Source organism: Peribacillus sp. NPDC101480 (assembly GCF_050277335.1).
Taxonomy (GTDB): Bacteria; Bacillota; Bacilli; order Bacillales; family DSM-1321; genus Peribacillus.
On sequence record NZ_JBNNSB010000001.1, the window covers coordinates 707,629 to 724,750 of the forward strand.

The 17,122-nt window shown below is 40.3% G+C and carries 17 protein-coding genes, 1 tRNA gene and 1 riboswitch; of the genes, 17 read left to right on the forward strand and 1 reads right to left on the reverse strand.

All coding sequences use genetic code 11. The features are described from left to right. Positions 1 to 10: 10 nt before the first annotated feature. Positions 11 to 1,783, forward strand: a complete 1,773-nt coding sequence (gene uvrC / locus ACQKMF_RS03580; protein ID WP_230176777.1) for an excinuclease ABC subunit UvrC — start codon at positions 11 to 13, stop codon at positions 1,781 to 1,783. Positions 1,784 to 1,844: 61 nt separating this feature from the next. Further along, positions 1,845 to 2,021, forward strand: a riboswitch (Lysine riboswitch). A 90-nt stretch (positions 2,022 to 2,111) separates the two neighbouring features. Next, positions 2,112 to 3,344, forward strand: coding sequence for an aspartate kinase (locus ACQKMF_RS03585; protein WP_101222838.1), 1,233 nt, complete (start codon positions 2,112 to 2,114; stop codon positions 3,342 to 3,344). Positions 3,345 to 3,407: 63 nt separating this feature from the next. Here the strand turns inward: ACQKMF_RS03585 and ACQKMF_RS03590 are convergent, their stop codons facing one another. After that, complete coding sequence (locus ACQKMF_RS03590) at positions 3,408 to 3,878, reverse strand: YslB family protein (RefSeq protein WP_101222837.1); 471 nt, start codon at positions 3,876 to 3,878, stop codon at positions 3,408 to 3,410. Positions 3,879 to 4,262: 384 nt separating this feature from the next. Between ACQKMF_RS03590 and ACQKMF_RS03595 the strand changes: the two genes are divergently transcribed. From ACQKMF_RS03595 to ACQKMF_RS03665, 15 genes are all read left to right on the forward strand, one after another. After that, positions 4,263 to 4,871 (forward strand): succinate dehydrogenase cytochrome b558 subunit, encoded by a 609-nt coding sequence (locus ACQKMF_RS03595; RefSeq protein WP_034308986.1) that lies wholly within the window; start codon positions 4,263 to 4,265, stop codon positions 4,869 to 4,871. A gap of 70 nt (positions 4,872 to 4,941) precedes the next feature. Next, positions 4,942 to 6,693 carry a succinate dehydrogenase flavoprotein subunit gene (gene sdhA / locus ACQKMF_RS03600; protein ID WP_095390769.1) on the forward strand — a complete coding sequence of 584 codons (1,752 nt, stop codon included), beginning with the start codon at positions 4,942 to 4,944 and terminating at the stop codon, positions 6,691 to 6,693. A 17-nt stretch (positions 6,694 to 6,710) separates the two neighbouring features. Next, positions 6,711 to 7,484, forward strand: a complete 774-nt coding sequence (sdhB, locus tag ACQKMF_RS03605; protein ID WP_048689018.1) for a succinate dehydrogenase iron-sulfur subunit — start codon at positions 6,711 to 6,713, stop codon at positions 7,482 to 7,484. Positions 7,485 to 7,713: 229 nt separating this feature from the next. Beyond that, the gene (locus ACQKMF_RS03610; RefSeq protein WP_427571802.1) at positions 7,714 to 8,178 is read left to right on the forward strand and encodes an acyl-CoA thioesterase; all 465 of its coding nucleotides are present in this window, start codon (positions 7,714 to 7,716) and stop codon (positions 8,176 to 8,178) included. Between the two features lie 122 nt (positions 8,179 to 8,300). Further along, positions 8,301 to 8,525 (forward strand): helix-turn-helix domain-containing protein, encoded by a 225-nt coding sequence (locus ACQKMF_RS03615; RefSeq protein WP_028392149.1) that lies wholly within the window; start codon positions 8,301 to 8,303, stop codon positions 8,523 to 8,525. A gap of 221 nt (positions 8,526 to 8,746) precedes the next feature. Continuing rightward, complete coding sequence (locus tag ACQKMF_RS03620) at positions 8,747 to 9,190, forward strand: MarR family winged helix-turn-helix transcriptional regulator (protein WP_101222835.1); 444 nt, start codon at positions 8,747 to 8,749, stop codon at positions 9,188 to 9,190. A gap of 10 nt (positions 9,191 to 9,200) precedes the next feature. Continuing rightward, the gene (racE, locus tag ACQKMF_RS03625) at positions 9,201 to 10,004 is read left to right on the forward strand and encodes a glutamate racemase (RefSeq protein ID WP_101222834.1); all 804 of its coding nucleotides are present in this window, start codon (positions 9,201 to 9,203) and stop codon (positions 10,002 to 10,004) included. 148 nt (positions 10,005 to 10,152) lie between these two features. Then, positions 10,153 to 10,395 (forward strand): dihydrofolate reductase family protein, encoded by a 243-nt coding sequence (locus ACQKMF_RS03630; protein ID WP_427571805.1) that lies wholly within the window; start codon positions 10,153 to 10,155, stop codon positions 10,393 to 10,395. A gap of 62 nt (positions 10,396 to 10,457) precedes the next feature. Continuing rightward, positions 10,458 to 11,537 carry a GerMN domain-containing protein gene (locus ACQKMF_RS03635; RefSeq protein ID WP_101222832.1) on the forward strand — a complete coding sequence of 360 codons (1,080 nt, stop codon included), beginning with the start codon at positions 10,458 to 10,460 and terminating at the stop codon, positions 11,535 to 11,537. Between the two features lie 225 nt (positions 11,538 to 11,762). Further along, the gene (locus ACQKMF_RS03640) at positions 11,763 to 12,845 is read left to right on the forward strand and encodes a GerAB/ArcD/ProY family transporter (RefSeq protein WP_427571807.1); all 1,083 of its coding nucleotides are present in this window, start codon (positions 11,763 to 11,765) and stop codon (positions 12,843 to 12,845) included. Further along, positions 12,842 to 14,317 carry a spore germination protein gene (locus tag ACQKMF_RS03645; protein ID WP_427571809.1) on the forward strand — a complete coding sequence of 492 codons (1,476 nt, stop codon included), beginning with the start codon at positions 12,842 to 12,844 and terminating at the stop codon, positions 14,315 to 14,317. Before ACQKMF_RS03640 ends, ACQKMF_RS03645 begins: the two co-directional genes overlap by 4 nt. Beyond that, positions 14,314 to 15,435, forward strand: coding sequence for a Ger(x)C family spore germination protein (locus tag ACQKMF_RS03650; RefSeq protein ID WP_427571811.1), 1,122 nt, complete (start codon positions 14,314 to 14,316; stop codon positions 15,433 to 15,435). Before ACQKMF_RS03645 ends, ACQKMF_RS03650 begins: the two co-directional genes overlap by 4 nt. A gap of 214 nt (positions 15,436 to 15,649) precedes the next feature. Further along, positions 15,650 to 16,261, forward strand: a complete 612-nt coding sequence (locus ACQKMF_RS03655) for an XTP/dITP diphosphatase (protein WP_101222828.1) — start codon at positions 15,650 to 15,652, stop codon at positions 16,259 to 16,261. Positions 16,262 to 16,263: 2 nt separating this feature from the next. Further along, entirely contained in the window at positions 16,264 to 16,776 is a 513-nt protein-coding gene (locus ACQKMF_RS03660) for a metallophosphoesterase (RefSeq protein WP_260358268.1), read from the forward strand. A gap of 172 nt (positions 16,777 to 16,948) precedes the next feature. Beyond that, a tRNA-Arg gene (locus tag ACQKMF_RS03665) sits at positions 16,949 to 17,022 on the forward strand. The last annotated feature ends 100 nt before the right edge of the window (positions 17,023 to 17,122 follow it).

Genomic DNA, 17,122 nt, shown 5'->3' on the forward strand with positions numbered 1-17,122 from the left:
GGCTGAATGCGTGAATCAACAAATAAAGAATAAACTTGCCCTTCTTCCCGATCAACCTGGTTGTTATTTAATGAAAGATCGTCAGGGAACGATCATCTATGTAGGCAAAGCGAAAGTGTTGAAAAATCGTGTCCGTTCTTATTTCACGGGATCTCATGACGGAAAAACATTCCGGCTCGTGAATGAAATTGAGGATTTTGAATATATTGTCACCTCTTCCAATATCGAGGCTCTTATTTTAGAGTTGAACTTAATCAAAAAACATGACCCAAAATATAATGTCATGCTAAAGGATGATAAGACGTATCCCTTCATAAAGCTGACTGCGGAACGCCACCCACGTCTAATCATTACGCGAAAAGTCAAAAAAGACAAAGGTAAATATTTCGGTCCTTATCCGAATGCATTTGCAGCTAACGAAACGAAAAAATTGCTCGACCGCATCTATCCCCTTAGAAAATGCAATACTTTACCTGATCGCGTTTGTCTCTACTATCACCTTGGCCAGTGCCTGGCCCCATGTGTATATGATGTAGAGGAACAGGAATATAAAAAAATGGTGGATGATATCAACAGGTTCTTGAACGGCGGGCATACTGAAATAAAAAAAGAACTGACTGAAAAAATGCTGGAGGCATCGGAAGATCTCGATTTCGAGAGGGCCAAGGAGTTCCGTGACAAAATTGCCCATATCGATATTACGATGGAGAAGCAGAAAATGATGACGACAGATTTCATCGACAGGGATGTATTTGGTTTTGCCTATGATAAAGGCTGGATGTGCGTTCAGGTATTTTTTGTCCGGCAGGGTAAATTAATAGAAAGGGATGTTTCACTTTTTCCGGTCTACGATGAACCCGAACAGGAACTTCTTACATTCCTCGGTCAGTTTTACGAGATTACGAACCACTTTAAACCAAAGGAAATCTTGCTGCCTGAATCAGTGGATGCCGAAATGGCCGAAGGGCTGCTTGGTGTCAAAACGATTCACCCGAAACGGGGAGCGAAAAAAGACATGCTTAAATTGGCGAATAAAAATGCCTCCATCGCGCTTCAGGAAAAATTCTCTTTGATTGAAAGGGATGAAGAAAGAACGATCAATGCGGTGGAAAACCTCGGGAAGCAACTGGGTATCTACACCCCGCATCGAATTGAAGCTTTCGATAACTCCAACATCCAGGGAAGTGACCCAGTTTCCGCTTTAGTCGTGTTCATTGATGGAAAGCCGGAAAAAAGGGAGTACCGCAAATATAAGATCAAGACGGTCCAAGGGCCTGATGATTATGAATCGATGCGTGAAGTGGTCAGAAGAAGGTATTCACGGGTATTGAAAGAAGGGCTGCCGCTTCCGGACTTGATCATCATTGATGGCGGAAAGGGACATGTTGAAGCCGTACGGGATATTCTGGAAAATGAATTGGGCCTTGATATTCCACTTTCAGGCCTCATTAAGGATGAAAAGCATAGGACCTCGCAATTGATGATCGGAAATCCGCTTGAAATCGTACCTCTTGATTCACGGAGCCAGGAATTTTACCTATTGCAAAGAATTCAGGATGAAGTGCATCGGTTCGCGATTACATTCCATCGTCAGCTACGCGGGAAAAATGCAGTTCACTCCCAGCTTGATGATATTCCAGGAGTCGGGGAAAAGCGAAGGAAGCAATTATTAAGGCATTTTGGATCATTGAAGAAAATCAAAGAGGCAACCGCCGAGGAAATCATGGAAGCTGGCATGCCAAAAGGGGTAGCAGAGGGAATCGTTAGAAAATTACAAGAATAATCTTGCTACCGATAAATCTCTATGCTATGATTAAAAAGAATTTTTAACTAGACAACTTAAAAGTGCTGATAGAGGTGCGGAATTCAAGAGTAAAAACCTGGAGAAGTATGAGCTTCCATGAAAGGTTTTGAAAGGGGATGACGCCGAAGGAAGACAAGACTCATACCTTGTTTTCCTGGTCCGACATTTAATAAATGGCGGATTGTCAGGGTTTATACCCTGGAGAGCTATCTCACTGTGTTTACAGTATTTAGATATGTGATCACAGCAATGAGATATTTCTCATTGCTTTTTTTATTGCCTAAAAAGGTAGAGAGGGTGCATGAGGATGGCATTAATCGTTCAAAAATTTGGCGGAACATCCGTCGGAAGCGTAGAAAAAATCAAAAATGTTGCCAATCGGGTAATCGAGGAAGCGCAGAATGGAAATGAGGTAGTCGTCGTTGTTTCAGCCATGGGGAAAACCACGGATCAATTGGTTTCCATGGCCCGGGATATTTCCGGAACCCCGAGCAAGAGGGAAATGGATATGCTATTGACTACGGGGGAACAGGTAACGATTTCCCTGTTAACGATGGCATTGATTGAAGAAGGACATGAAGCCATTTCGTATACTGGCTGGCAGGCTGGCATGCAAACGGAATCCGTTCATGGGAATGCCCGGATTTTAAACATCGATGCCACGAGGATCCAAGCTCAGCTTCAGGAGAAGAAAATAGTGGTCGTGGCTGGTTTCCAGGGGAACGATGCAAATGGGGAAATCACTACCTTAGGGCGAGGCGGTTCCGATACGACAGCGGTTGCCATCGCTGCAGCGCTGAATGCGGATAGATGCGATATTTATACGGATGTAACGGGTGTTTTCACAACGGACCCTCGCTACATAAAAGGCGCACGAAAACTCCAATCGATTTCTTATGATGAAATGCTGGAACTTGCCAACTTGGGGGCGGGCGTCCTTCATCCAAGGGCTGTCGAATATGCAAAAAATTATCAAATACCGCTTGAAGTCCGTTCAAGCATGGAGAGAGAATCAGGAACGATCATTGAGGAGGAAGCAACTATGGAAGAAAACTTAATTGTACGCGGGATTGCTTTTGAAGACAGTATTACGAGGGTCACAATATATGGTTTGCCCCAATCACTTGGTGCATTATCCACAATCTTCACAACACTTGCGAAAAACCGGATTAATGTGGACATCATCATTCAAAGCATGACTGCCGAGGATACGACCAATCTATCTTTTTCCACAAAAAGTGAAGATACGGAAGCGGCCTTGATCGTGCTGGAAAATAATAAAGAACAATTGGGATTCGACCGAGTCGAAACGGAGAGCGGATTGGCAAAAGTGTCCATCGTCGGTTCTGGTATGGTATCCAATCCGGGAGTGGCTGCCGAGATGTTTGAAGTGATGGCCAATACAGGCATCCAGGTGAAAATGGTCAGCACATCGGAAATTAAAGTTTCGACTGTCGTCAATGAAAAGGAAATGGTGAAGGCGGTCGAATCTCTTCATGAAGCATTTAAACTAGGTCAGCATGCAAATGTGCTAGCTTAAGTGTCAGGAGTCCAATAAAAAACAGACTTCCGGTAAAAAGGGTAAGTCTGTTTTAAGGGCTCATTAGATTGGATCTCTGGGATCCCATTGGATGGTGAATATCACTTTTTTTGCGCGGCGTTTAATTTCTTCCGTTGATTCGCTGAGGAATTTTTTTTGCAGTGTAAACTGCTCGGCAAGGAAACCGGCTTCAAGTTGGAAGTGACAATCAGGGTGTAAATCCAGGCGGCGGCTGATTATTTCACCCGTCAGGGATAATTCCATCTCGTGTTTTGTATACTTCAAGATTTCCAGATTGCCCCATCCAGCGCTTTGAAAAAATTCAATCACTTCCTGATCGCCATTCAATGGGAATTTTCTTGCTAATTGTTTACCTGCCCAATAGAGGATTTGATTAGAGTCTTTTCCGAGAATATCGTTCAATAGAACTTCTCTGATTAATTCGTATCCGAAAGCTGGAACCAGGAATTCTTCAGTTTGAATTTCTTCAGTTTGAATCTCTTCTTCTATCGCAGCAGCAATATTTTTTTTCATAATTTATCGCCTCTTTCTGTAAATCTATTATAAACGTATTTCTTTTGCAAATTATACTGTTTTTTATTTATTTAAATATCAATTGGAAAAAAATGAGAAATTATATCGAGATATTAATAGTTAAATTAGAAATTTATTTAAAATATCATCTTGACATACAAAAAATAGCTAATTTAATCCAATAAAATCTATTCTGAAAAAGAGATTTCTTGTATCCGTTTTCTTGACGCATATAGAAGTCAGGAGTAAAATGGACATGTCACATAATTGTAAAGGAAGTATAGAGGAGTTTTTTTGACTCTATACTGTATTTTCACGCGGAGATAAAAGGTAGCCACCAGTTTATCTTTGCATGATTTTTCACAAATTAAGGGGGGGCACTTAGTGGCAAAAAATCGTGAGTTTGGAAATCGCAGGCTTCATTCACTTCTAGGAGTAATTCCAATTGGTCTATTCCTAATTTTTCATTTATCGGTAAACTTTATGGCAACAAAAGGAGAAGAGACTTTTAATGGGGCAGTTCATTTAATTGAGTATACGCCCGTGAAGATTCTGGTAGAATGGGTCGTCATCTATCTACCGCTCATTTTCCATGCTGTGTACGGAATTTATATTGCCTTTACAGCAAAAAACAATTTAGGCAGATTTAGTTTCTTCCGTAACTGGATGTTCATGCTACAACGTCTAACTGGAATCATAACGTTGATTTTCCTTGTTTGGCATATATGGGCAACTAGAATTCAAGCAGCTATGGGTGCTGAAGTTAACTTTGACATGATGGCTGAAATTTTCTCTAGTCCATTTATGATTGTGTTCTATATTGTTGGTATTATCTCGGCAATCTTCCACTTTGCTAATGGATTATGGTCATTTGCAGTTAGCTGGGGTCTTACAGTTTCACCAAGATCGCAAAGAATCATGACTTACTTTACATTGATCGTTTTCGTTCTTCTTTCTTATATCGGAATCAGCGCAATTTTCGCTTTCGTATAAGAAGATAGAGTTCATTTATAAGAATTAGGAAAAACATAGCTTGGCTAATGGAAATAAGGGAGTGACAGAATTGGGTAAAGGTAAAATAGTTATCGTTGGTGGAGGTCTAGCTGGATTAATGGCTACGATCAAAGCAGCAGAGCTGGGACAACAGGTTGATTTATTTTCTTTAGTGCCTGTTAAACGCTCTCACTCAGTTTGTGCCCAAGGCGGAATCAACGGGGCAGTAAATACAAAAGGTGAAGGGGATTCTCCATATATCCACTTCGACGATACAGTTTATGGCGGAGATTTCTTGGCTAACCAACCGCCGGTTAAAGCGATGTGCGAAGCAGCACCATCGATCATCCATATGTTTGACCGTATGGGTGTTATGTTCAACCGTACTCCGGAAGGTCTTCTTGATTTCCGTCGTTTCGGTGGTACTCAACATAGCCGTACAGCATTCGCTGGTGCAACAACTGGTCAGCAATTACTTTACGCATTGGACGAGCAGGTTCGCCGTTATGAAGTTGAAGGCCTTGTAACGAAATATGAAGGCTGGGAATTCCTTGGAGCTGTAATCGATGATGAGCAAACAGCACGCGGTATCGTAGCTCAAAACCTGACTTCAATGGAAATCAAATCATTCCCTGGAGACGCAGTCATCATGGCGAGCGGCGGCCCTGGAATCATTTTCGGTAAATCAACTAACTCAATGATCAATACAGGTTCAGCAGCTTCCATCGTTTATCAACAAGGTGTAAATTATGCAAATGGTGAGTTCATTCAAATTCACCCGACAGCAATCCCTGGAGATGACAAACTTCGTCTAATGAGTGAATCCGCTCGTGGTGAAGGTGGACGTATCTGGACATATAAAGACGGAAAACCTTGGTATTTCCTTGAAGAAAAATACCCTGCTTATGGTAATCTAGTACCTCGTGATATCGCGACTCGTGAAATCTTCGACGTTTGCATGAACATGAAGCTTGGCATTAATGGAGAAAACATGGTTTACCTGGATCTATCACATAAAGATCCGAAATTACTTGATATTAAACTTGGCGGAATCATTGAAATCTACGAGAAATTCATGGGTGAAGATCCTCGTAAAGTTCCAATGAAAATTTTCCCTGCGGTTCACTATTCTATGGGCGGACTTTGGGTGGATTATGACCAAATGACTAACATCAAAGGTTTATTCGCTGCAGGTGAGTGTGATTACTCACAACATGGCGGTAACCGTCTTGGTGCTAACTCACTTCTTTCTGCAATCTATGGTGGTTCAGTCGCTGGACCGAACGCCGTTAAATATATTGAAGGCCTTGATAAAACTTCAGAATCCATTCCTTCTTCATTGTATGAAGGGTACGAAAAACAAGAACAGGAGAAATGGAATGAAGTCATGTCTCTTGATGGTAACGAAAATGCGTACGTCCTTCACAAAGAACTTGGTGAGTGGATGACACAGCATGTTACTGTAGTTCGTTACAATGACAAGCTGAAAGAAACGGATAACAAGATACTTGAACTAATGGAACGTTACAAGAAAATTAACATCAATGACACGGCTAAATGGAGTAACCAAGGAGCTGCATTCACTAGACAGCTGCAAAACATGATGCAATTGGCTCGTGTAATCACAATTGGTGCGTTAAACCGTGACGAAAGCCGCGGAGCGCATTACAAACCTGATTTCCCAGAACGTAATGATGAGGAATTCATGAAAACTACTATGGCAACATTCAAAGGCTTGGATCAAGCACCAGAATTCCATTATGAAGATATTGATGTATCACTGATCGCACCGCGTAAACGTGACTACACTACGAAACACTAAAGAGGGGGAGCAAAAAAATGGTTGAAACTAAATCTGAGACTAAAACAGTCCGTTTTATAATCACTCGTCAAGATACACCGGATTCAGCTCCTTATGATGAGGAATTCGAATTAGCATACCGCCCGAATATGAACGTAATTTCGGCTCTTATGGAAATTCGTCGTAATCCGGTAACTGTACAAGGCAAGCACACTACAGCAATCGCATGGGACATGAACTGTCTTGAAGAGGTATGTGGTGCTTGTTCAATGGTTATCAATGGTAAACCAAGACAATCATGTACAGCTCTTATCGATCAATTGGAGCAGCCAGTTCGTCTAGCTCCAATGCGTACATTCCCTGTTGTTCGTGACCTGCAAGTCGATCGCAGCCGTATGTTCGACTCATTGAAAAAGGTAAAAGCATGGATTCCAATCGATGGAACGTACAATCTTGGACCGGGACCGCGTATGCCAGAAAAGAAACGTCAATGGGCTTACGAGTTATCTAAATGTATGACTTGCGGTGTTTGTTTGGAAGCTTGTCCGAACGTAAACAGCAATTCAGACTTCATGGGGCCACAACCATTATCACAAGTTCGGTTGTTCAACGCACATCCAACAGGTGCAATGAACAAAGCTGAACGTTTAAATACAATCATGGGTGATGGAGGACTTGCAAACTGCGGTAACTCACAAAACTGTGTGCAGTCTTGCCCTAAAGGCATTCCATTAACTACTTCGATTGCAGCGTTGAACCGTGATACTACGATCCAACAATTCCGTAACTTCTTCGGCAGCGATGAAGTTTAATAATGAACATGAAAGAACCTATATCTTATGGTATGGGTTCTTTTTTTATCGATTGATAGCTTGGATTGATGTGTAAAATGATTTGTGGCACCCGCAAATGCTGAATGACTAAATTAATGAAGTGAGAATGATAAAATTAAACATCTTCCAATATAAAATACTTTTCATTATGGCTTTTTTCTTATAAAATGAGTGAATAGTCATTCATTTCAGAAAGGGTGTGCACAAGTTGGGCAAAATATCATATATCGATAATATAACGGAGTGGATCAATGATTTTTCCTTTAAACATGAGATTAAGGTCCGCTTTTCAGAAACTGATATGTTTGGGCACTTGAATAACACGATTCCTTTTACTTATTTTGAGGAAGCACGGATTGAGTATTTCAATAGCATGGGATTCATGTCGGATTGGACCTCTGCTGAATGCTGTGAGATGCCGGTTGTTGCTAACTTACAGTGTGATTACCTGAAGCAGGTTTTTTTCAATGATCGATTGACGATCCATGTGAAAGCTGACCATATCGGAAATTCTTCAGTGGACATACATTATATGGGGACCAAACAGGATGGATCAATTTGTTTAACGGGCAGGGGGACGATTGTGCAAGTCTCCAAGGCCACCGGAAAGCCGATACCTTGGACGGAAGAGATGAAGCACTCGATGTGGCAAACTGTGCTGGAACATTCCTAAAAATATTTCCATTTAGACAAGTAAAATAGTCACTCCATTGCCCCAGCCGACATACTATATCTTGACTAAATAGACACCCACTCCGGGTTTTATGCTGGTGAAGGCAAGGAGGGTAACATTACTTGAAGGAGAACGAATTCACTCATAAGCCACTACTCACCAAAAGAGAAAAAGAAGTATTTGAGTTACTAGTACAAGACAAAACAACAAAAGAAATCGCAGGTGAATTGTTTATTAGCGAAAAAACAGTTCGAAACCATATTTCGAATGCGATGCAGAAGCTTGGAGTTAAAGGACGTTCGCAGGCAGTCATAGAACTCCTTCGTATGGGAGAACTTAAGCTTTAATGTGTTAACTCTTAATACGTAAGCCTAATAAATATTTTCTCTCCCGTTCATTGGCAGCATATAAGGAAGGGCAAAACAATTTGGTTGTTTTGACTTCTTTGGATGCTGCTTATTTTTATGAGAGCGTTTCATTATGATTCCAGGTAATCAATCTTGAAAATCATTTCACTTTCATCCAAAATGGTAGTATGATAAGTTTCATGAAGTGGGGAGCTGTGTGTATGGATGAAGAGAAGCAGGCGGCATATGTAGCCGATATCGAGAGGGAATTGCGCTATGTATCGTCATGGCTTAAACAAAGGGGGAGAGAAATTCTCCATGATTATAAAATTACCATTCCTCAATTCGTGGCTTTGCAATGGCTTTTTGAATCAGGTGACATGACGATTGGCGAATTGTCCACGAAGATGTTTCTCGCCTTCAGCACAACGACGGATCTGATTGACCGCATGGAGAAACATCAGCTTGTCCAGCGTGTCAGGGATGAAAAGGACCGGCGTGTGGTTCGAATTCACCTTCTTGAAGAAGGTGAACGGATAATCGAAGAAGTGATTAATAAACGGCAGCAGTACTTGAGTGGCGTGTTAGTCAATTTTAACGAATCTGACATCATGTCCCTCAAAGGGATTCTAGTAAAACTACATCAAGAAATGAAAGAAAAATGAGGCGAGTTTTTTGAAACAACCGATAGGCATCATTGATTCAGGGGTAGGCGGTTTGACAGTAGCTAAAGAAGTCATGCGTCAGCTTCCAAATGAAAATATAATTTACTTAGGTGATACAGCAAGATGCCCTTATGGGCCAAGGACCAAAAAAGATGTCCAAACCTTTACATGGCAAATGACGAGGTTTTTGATGAAGAAGGAAATAAAAATGCTGATCATCGCCTGCAATACAGCGACTGCAGCTGTACTGGATGAAATCAGGGCAACACTTCCGATTCCTGTGTTGGGTGTCATCCATCCAGGGGCAAGGGCGGCATTGAAAGTTTCTGATTCCTTGCATATTGGCGTGATTGGTACGGAAGGCACGGTGAAAAGCAAAGCATATGACGACGCGCTTGCCTCCATCAATTCCGATGTGAAAGTAGATAGTTTAGCATGCCCGAAATTTGTCCCAATCGTAGAAAGCGGGGAGTTTGAAGGGGGTATCGTCAATAGGGTCGTGGCACAGACCTTGAACCCGTTGAAGAAAACGAAGATCGATACATTGATCCTTGGATGTACCCATTATCCACTGCTGGGGCCTGTAATCTCTTCCTATATGGGGGATGAAGTACAAGTCATTTCCTCTGGGGAAGAAACCGCCCGTGAGGCAAGTGTCATTTTGGATTACTATAAATTAATCAATAAAAGCAAGCTCCGCCCAGTTCATCGCTTTTATACAACCGGTTCCAGAGATATGTTTGGTTCCATCGCGTCGAGCTGGCTCGGTATTCATGTCAATACCATTGAAACAATTAAAATCGATCACTTATAAGACTTCCATTTGGAAGTCTTTTTTTCTTGTCTTGAACAGACGGTGTTAGTATCGATACGGTGATTATGAGACATATGACAGATTCATATTTTGGAACAAGAATTTCCCTATCAACATAAAGCCTGCTTTCAAGAAGTGCGAAAGGGTTATGGACGAAGATGTAGATGATTTCATCGGAAGACAGAAAGAAGGTTCAAGGATCTGGCTTGTCGGCAGTGCAGAATTAGTGGGTGATTTCATAAGGGAAACGCAGGTGGATGAAATGATTCTGTCCATCATTCCGGTTATATTGGGGAATCGGATTCGATTGTTCCATTCAGGTAGTCCCGAAATCCCAGTGAAGCTGACAAACGGGCAAATTGCCCAGCCCCATTATCAAAGAGAAAAATAATTGGTCTATTTTCCCCTAGGGCTCGTATAAATAGGAGTACAAACTGTCCTAGGAGTGATTTTATGTCCAATAAATCAAAAGTAACAATGGCTGTGACCATTCTGGCATCTTCTTTTTGGCTTTCAGGCTGTGGATTATTTGGCGGTGAAGAGAAAAAGGAAATAGATCCGCCGAAGGATGTTTCATTAGTCGAGGATGAATCTTCATTAAAAGAAACAGAAATGAATGGTGAGGAAAAGCCCGCGACTGATGGAGAAGAGGGCGCTGTTGAAACGAAAACAGTGAAGACGGAGTTATATTTAATTGATAAAAGCGGGTATGTGGTTCCACAAACATTGGAACTTCCTAAATCGGAAGCTGTTGCCAAACAGGCTCTTGATTACCTTGTCACTAACGGACCTGTCACGGATAAACTTCCGAATGGATTCAGGGCCGTCATTCCTGCCGATACCCAAATAAGCGTGAACATTAAAGACGGAGTGGCTGTGGCGGACTTTTCGCCGGAGTTCAAAAATTATCAGAAAGAGGATGAACTTAAAATCCTCCAAGCCATTACATGGACACTGACACAATTCGACTCGGTCGAGAAAATCCAAATGAGAATTAATGGGGAAGATATATCCGAAATGCCTGTCAATGGCACACCGATAGATGAGAATGTCTCAAGGTCGTCAGGAATCAATATCGATACGAGTGACGTAGTCGACATTTCCAATACCAAATCACTGACCGTTTATTATGTAGGCGGTGACGAGGAGTACACCTATTATGTTCCGGTGACACGCAGGATCAGCGAAACGGTGTCTGATAATGTAACAGCGGTCATTCAGGAATTAACGAAGAGTCCTTCAGGTTCAAGCCTGCAAACAGGGTTCATGAGTGATGTAGCTTTACTTGACGAGCCTAAAGTCGCAGAAGGTAAGGTCAGCCTCAATTTTAATGAAAATATCCTTGGAAGCTTTAAAGAGAAAAAGGTATCACAAGAAGTCCTTGATGCCTTGGTCCTTTCCTTAACGGAACAGAAAGGAATTGAAAGCGTTGAAGTGCAAGTGCAGGGCAGCGCAGATGTTCTTAATGAAGAAGGCAAGAAATTATCCGAACCAGTGGTCCGTCCAGAGAAAGTCAACACAGGTAGTTTTTAAAGAGCAATTTATATCTGGAAATCACAATGAGGCAGCCTGCAGCTGCCTCTATTTTTTATTCCACAATTGAATTACCACGCTGTTATTGCACCTGTTGTATACATTGTTTTTAGTTGAATACTAATGCCGCCGCAAAGCATTTCTAGTATCAAGAGAAAGTTTTTACATAAATAAATTTTTAAAAGGGGAAATTACTTTTAATCGTGTAATTAATGGGGGGATATTATGGATCAAAAGATCATTCAGGCTTTACACATCTATGTTTTAATCATCATGAATACAGGATTCATGGTACATGTCCTACTCCTTCCCAATATATTGACCGCATCTCAACGCGACGCATGGATAAGTGTCATAATAAGTGTTGTTCCATGTATCGTTTGGACCCTATTTATTTTTTATATTTATAAAAAACTAGATAAAGAAGATATAATCGCTTTTCTAAAAAAATGGTCTACACCTTTTGTTACATATATTTTCACTATAGCATTTGGGTTGTACTTTATATTTAACGCCTTCATTACCGTCAAGTTTACAGTGATTTGGGCAAAAGCTAATTATACTCATGACATACCGAACATTGTAGTCGTTAGCCTATTCACTTTTATTTGTATTTTTGCAACTTATAAAGGAATACGCACCATAAGTACTTTGGCTCTACTGTTTCTTCCGTTCGTCACTTTTTTTGGGATATTTGTGGGGCTGGGGAATACGAGTAATAAGAATTACGAATTATTGTTCCCGATATTTGAAAGCGGGTATCGCAATACTCTAAATGGTATTTTGTATACGAGTGCAGGATATTTAGAAATTATCGTTTTTTTATTTTTGACTCCTTACCTGAAAGATAAGCTAAAAGCCAAGTGGCTTTTATTAGTTAGTTTAATTTTAATCATGCTTACGTTAGGACCCCTGATTGGGGCGATTGCAGAATTTGGTTCTGTGGAAGCAGTGAAAATGAGGAATCCAGCTTATGAACAGTGGAAGTTGTTAAGGTTTGGCTATTATATTACTCGACTCGATTTCCTGTCCATTTTCCAATGGCTTTCAGGTGCCATGATTCGAATAAGTTTATGTTTATTTATAGGATATAAATTAATCTCAAATTCAAAACATCAGAAGTGGATACTGCTCTCACTATATTCATTAATTGTTATTGGAACGCTAATCCATTGGGATGCCACTTCATTTTTTTATTTTATATACAAATATTTCTTTCCGATCAGTAGTCTGTTTCTCTTGAGTGCTGCAATTATACTGTTATTCCTTATTATAAAAAAGGGAAAAGGAAAAGGTGAAACATTATGAGGAAGGGAAAATTGAATGGAACTCCTTCTTGCGTTGACCAAATCCAAAAATGGTTCGAACATTCCTCTGATGTTGTTTTAAGAAAAAAAACATTTGATCCTGAAGGTCGTTATTTGTTGGGGTTTTTATATGCGCCAAACTTAGTCGATATGCAATTTATCAATGAAGTGATACTGCCTACAATATCAAAAGCGGTTCAAGAAAATGGGGAATTAACAATTGATCAACTAAGCAATATTATGGAGATCAGTACGCTAAAAAAAGACGCCGATTTAAAAGAGGAAGTAGAAAGCATTCTATTTTCAGGAGACCTAATCATTATTAATGAATCTTCTAATGAAATTTACTATACTCCATTAGCTAACTCCCCTAAGCGTAGTCCGGAAGAGTCCAATATAGAATCTTCCATTCGCGGACCTAGAGATGGATTTATTGAGAATATATCGGATAACATGTCTTTAATTCGCCAAAGGTTAAAAACGTCAACACTTAAATGCATTGAATATACAATCGGGAAAAGAAGTAAAACCAAAATATTGCTACTTTATATAGATGACATTATTAATCCTTCGATTCTTTTGGATATTAAAAAACGATTGGATTCATTAAATGTTGATATCATAGTCAGCAGTTATCAAGTTGAAGAACTCCTATATGATACTCAACTTTCCATCTTCCCTTTAATGGATTATATCGGTCGACCGGACTATGTTGTTGAATCCTTGAATCAAGGACGCTTTGCCATCCTGGTGGACGGGAATCCCACATGCTTGATCGGACCGACCAGTATTAATCAGTTACTTTATTCTGCTGATGACGCACATGCAAGCTTTTTTTACATTAGTTTTATGCGCATCATTCGTGTAGTCGCCTTATTTGTAACGGTTGCGTTACCGGGTTTTTTTATAGCGTTAGTTTCCTATCAATTCGACCAAATTCCCTTTTCGCTTCTTGCGACGATTTCAATCACGAGACAAGGATTACCGATACCTGCTTCTTTAGAGGCATTCATGATGATCATATTGTTTGAACTATTTAAAGAAGCTGGTCTTCGCCTGCCAAAAGCTGTAGGTCCGACGGTTTCTGTGTTGGGTGGATTGATTATAGGTGATGCAGCGATTCGGGCAGGGCTGACTTCACCCTCCATGTTAGTAGTAATAGCTGTTACAGTTCTCTCAAGCTATACCTTAATCAATCAGAATATTGCTGGAAATATCGTTCTTATAAGGTTATTCATATTTGCTTGTTCAGCGTTTTTAGGCTTGTTTGGATTCTTCATGGGAATATTCCTTATCTTGATTGTTGTGGTTTCCTTGGAAAGTTTCGGACAGCCTTTTGTGAATCCATTTTCCAAACCGAATAAATCGGATATGTTAAAAGTCTTATTCAAGCTTCCGTATGGGATGTTAAGGCAGCGGAATCAAGCTATACAGTCCAGTGATAATGAACCGCAAAAGGAGTCGAACAAATGAGAAAGCTAATTGCAGTCATGGTTATTGGCTGTCAACTTTTATTGACGACAGGATGCTGGGGAATGAAGGAAATTCAAGCTCAAACATATGGATCCGCTCTAGGGATCGATTATAAAGAGGGTGAATTCATCATATACTTTCAAGCGTTGAATTTTGCGGATATAGCAAAACAAGAGGGGGCCACTGCATTACAAGAAAGATCTACTGTTGTCATTGGGGAAGGTAAAGGGGAAAGTATCGAGGAAGCATTTACCGAATTAGAACAACATGCCGCATTACCGCTTTATATCGGGCATATTAACTCCTTCATTTTAAGTGAGAATGTAATCAAGAATAAAATGAAGGATTTCATTGAATATGTAGGAAAAGAGCCCTTATTGCGATACAATTCATGGCTGTTCGTTACGAAAAAGGATATTAAAAAGGTGTTTGACAGTGATAGTTTCTTTAATCTTCCTAACTTATTCACGATCATTCAAAGGCCAGAGACCGTTATTAACGAGAACTATTTCATTTCCCCGTTAAAATTCAGTGAACTGGTTTCGAAGTTTTATCAACCGGTTGGTTCCATTTTAATTCCCTCTTTGGTCATAAATGAGCATCATTACTCAGAGGGCGGGAAAGAAAAGAAGATACCAACGTTGAATGGCGGCTATGTTTTATCAAAACAACAATATAAAGGGTACGTAAGTAAACAAGATTTGATAGGTTTAAAATGGGTTGAAAACAAGGCGACAGTAATGTTTTTTTCCCTGAACAAACAAAAGGTAAGTGTTGAAATCATGGACCCTAAAACAAACATCATAGTATTGGAACAACAAAAGAAACCCTTATATGACTTAGAGGTTAGAGCAAATGGAATATTGAAACAAAATATAGCTAACTTGGATATGGAAAAAATCGAAAAAAAGGTAGAAACAAAAGTTAAGCATGATATTTTGAAGACATTGGAGACGGGGGAGAAAATCAATACAGACCTATTTAACATAAGTGAAAAGGCATACAGATACCATGTCAATAAGTGGGATAACAGAATTATTAATTCCTTTGATAAGACTTCAATAAATAACATAAAAGTTAATATCCATATTGAACATAGTGAAAATTACAAGCGTTAGTTTATAAGTTTCAGGTTATTTCAGATGAGGGAGTTGTGTTAGACTTAACTTATCTGGAAAATTCAGCAGCCGTTATTGATCATGAAAGGCAGCGTTGAATTCGTCCGTTTGGCACTGGAGAATAAGCGGCTTAACATATAATGAGTACAGCAAATTCTTTCTTAGACCGAAAAGAGCTCACATGCCGATAAAATGAAAAAGGGTGAAATGAAAAATGAAGACAGTAATAATTGCAACGAAAAATAAAGGGAAAGCAAAGGAGTTCGAAAGCTTATTCTCTGCTAAAGGATATGAAGTCAAAACACTTCTTGATGTACCGGATGCTCCGGATGTTGAGGAAACAGGGACGACATTTGAAGAAAATGCAATCCTGAAGGCAGAGGCCATTGCCCATCAGCTAGGCCGTTTTGTCATTGCTGATGATTCCGGATTGATTGTAGATGCATTGGAGGGCCGTCCAGGCGTATATTCTGCGCGCTATGCTGGAGAGTCCAAGAGTGATGAAGCGAACACGGAAAAAGTCCTCCGGGAACTGGAAGGCGTGCCAAAAGAGGATAGAACGGCGAGGTTTTATTGCGCATTGGCACTAGCGTCACCCAACCAGGAAACGATTACGGTATCGGGAACGATGGAAGGCTTGATTACAGAACGGCCTTCAGGAGCGAATGGATTTGGTTATGATCCCATCTTTTTTGTTGAGGAACAGGGTAAAACAAACGCAGAATTGACAAAAGAGGAAAAAAACAAAATCAGCCACCGTGCCAATGCATTGAGGGCTCTAGATGAAAAACTTGATCTATTTCTAAAAAGGGAAGAAGGAATGTGACGATGAAAGTGCTAATAATGAGTGACAGTCATGGCTTAACTCATGAAATCAGCATGATTACCGACCGTCATAAACAAGAGGTTGCAGCCATGATCCATTGCGGTGATTCAGAGTTGGAAAGAAATGACCCTCACATGTCGGGGTTCTTAGCCGTACGCGGGAATTGTGACTATGATTCGGCATATCCGAATGACATTGTGGAGAACATCGCAGGCAAGCGTTTCTTCCTTACACATGGACACCTCTATAACATAAATATGACCTTGATGAACCTATCTTATAAAAGTGAAGAGACAGGGGCGGATATTGTTTGCTTTGGTCATTCCCACGCTGCAGGCTCTGAATTGATTGACGGCAAGCTCTTCATCAACCCGGGAAGCATACGTCAGCCGCGTGGACGAAAAGAAAAAACCTATGCCATTTTGGAAATCGGAAATGACCAACTTGAAATCATCTATTATGACCTTGAAGGAAAAATCGTTGAAGAACTAAGAAATGCTTATCAAATGGAATGACTTCATGTATAATGAACAGGAAGCGTTTTTCCCCGCTTCCTGGTTATTAAAAAAAGAAAAAACTTTTTTTGAAAAAGCGTTGACTTTCTTTTGATATCCTACTATAATAAGAAGTGTCCTAAGGGAACAGTTAAGGTAATACATAAGTTTTACCGCAACTTATATCATAAACGTCTCAGTAGCTCAGCTGGATAGAGCAACGCCCTTCTAAGGCGTCGGTCGGGAGTTCGAATCTCTCCTGGGACACTACTAAAAAAAGCCAAAACCTTCAAAGGTTTTGGCTTTTTTACTTTTGGCTTAAGACAACGAGGGTAATTTAAATTTGCTATCCTTTTAACTGTTAAAG

Bases quoted from the DNA above. Each gene is read 5' to 3' on its own strand.
- ACQKMF_RS03650 (WP_427571811.1), top strand. From the start codon at position 14,314: ATGAGAAAGCTAATTGCAGTCATGGTTATTGGCTGTCAACTTTTATTG.
- ACQKMF_RS03645 (WP_427571809.1), top strand. From the start codon at position 12,842: ATGAGGAAGGGAAAATTGAATGGAACTCCTTCTTGCGTTGACCAAATC.
- ACQKMF_RS03635 (WP_101222832.1), top strand. From the start codon at position 10,458: ATGTCCAATAAATCAAAAGTAACAATGGCTGTGACCATTCTGGCATCT.
- ACQKMF_RS03660 (WP_260358268.1), top strand. From the start codon at position 16,264: ATGAAAGTGCTAATAATGAGTGACAGTCATGGCTTAACTCATGAAATC.
- ACQKMF_RS03620 (WP_101222835.1), top strand. From the start codon at position 8,747: ATGGATGAAGAGAAGCAGGCGGCATATGTAGCCGATATCGAGAGGGAA.
- ACQKMF_RS03630 (WP_427571805.1), top strand. From the start codon at position 10,153: ATGGACGAAGATGTAGATGATTTCATCGGAAGACAGAAAGAAGGTTCA.
- ACQKMF_RS03655 (WP_101222828.1), top strand. From the start codon at position 15,650: ATGAAGACAGTAATAATTGCAACGAAAAATAAAGGGAAAGCAAAGGAG.
- ACQKMF_RS03640 (WP_427571807.1), top strand. From the start codon at position 11,763: ATGGATCAAAAGATCATTCAGGCTTTACACATCTATGTTTTAATCATC.
- ACQKMF_RS03590 (WP_101222837.1), bottom strand. From the start codon at position 3,878: ATGAAAAAAAATATTGCTGCTGCGATAGAAGAAGAGATTCAAACTGAA.
- ACQKMF_RS03585 (WP_101222838.1), top strand. From the start codon at position 2,112: ATGGCATTAATCGTTCAAAAATTTGGCGGAACATCCGTCGGAAGCGTA.
- sdhB (WP_048689018.1), top strand. From the start codon at position 6,711: ATGGTTGAAACTAAATCTGAGACTAAAACAGTCCGTTTTATAATCACT.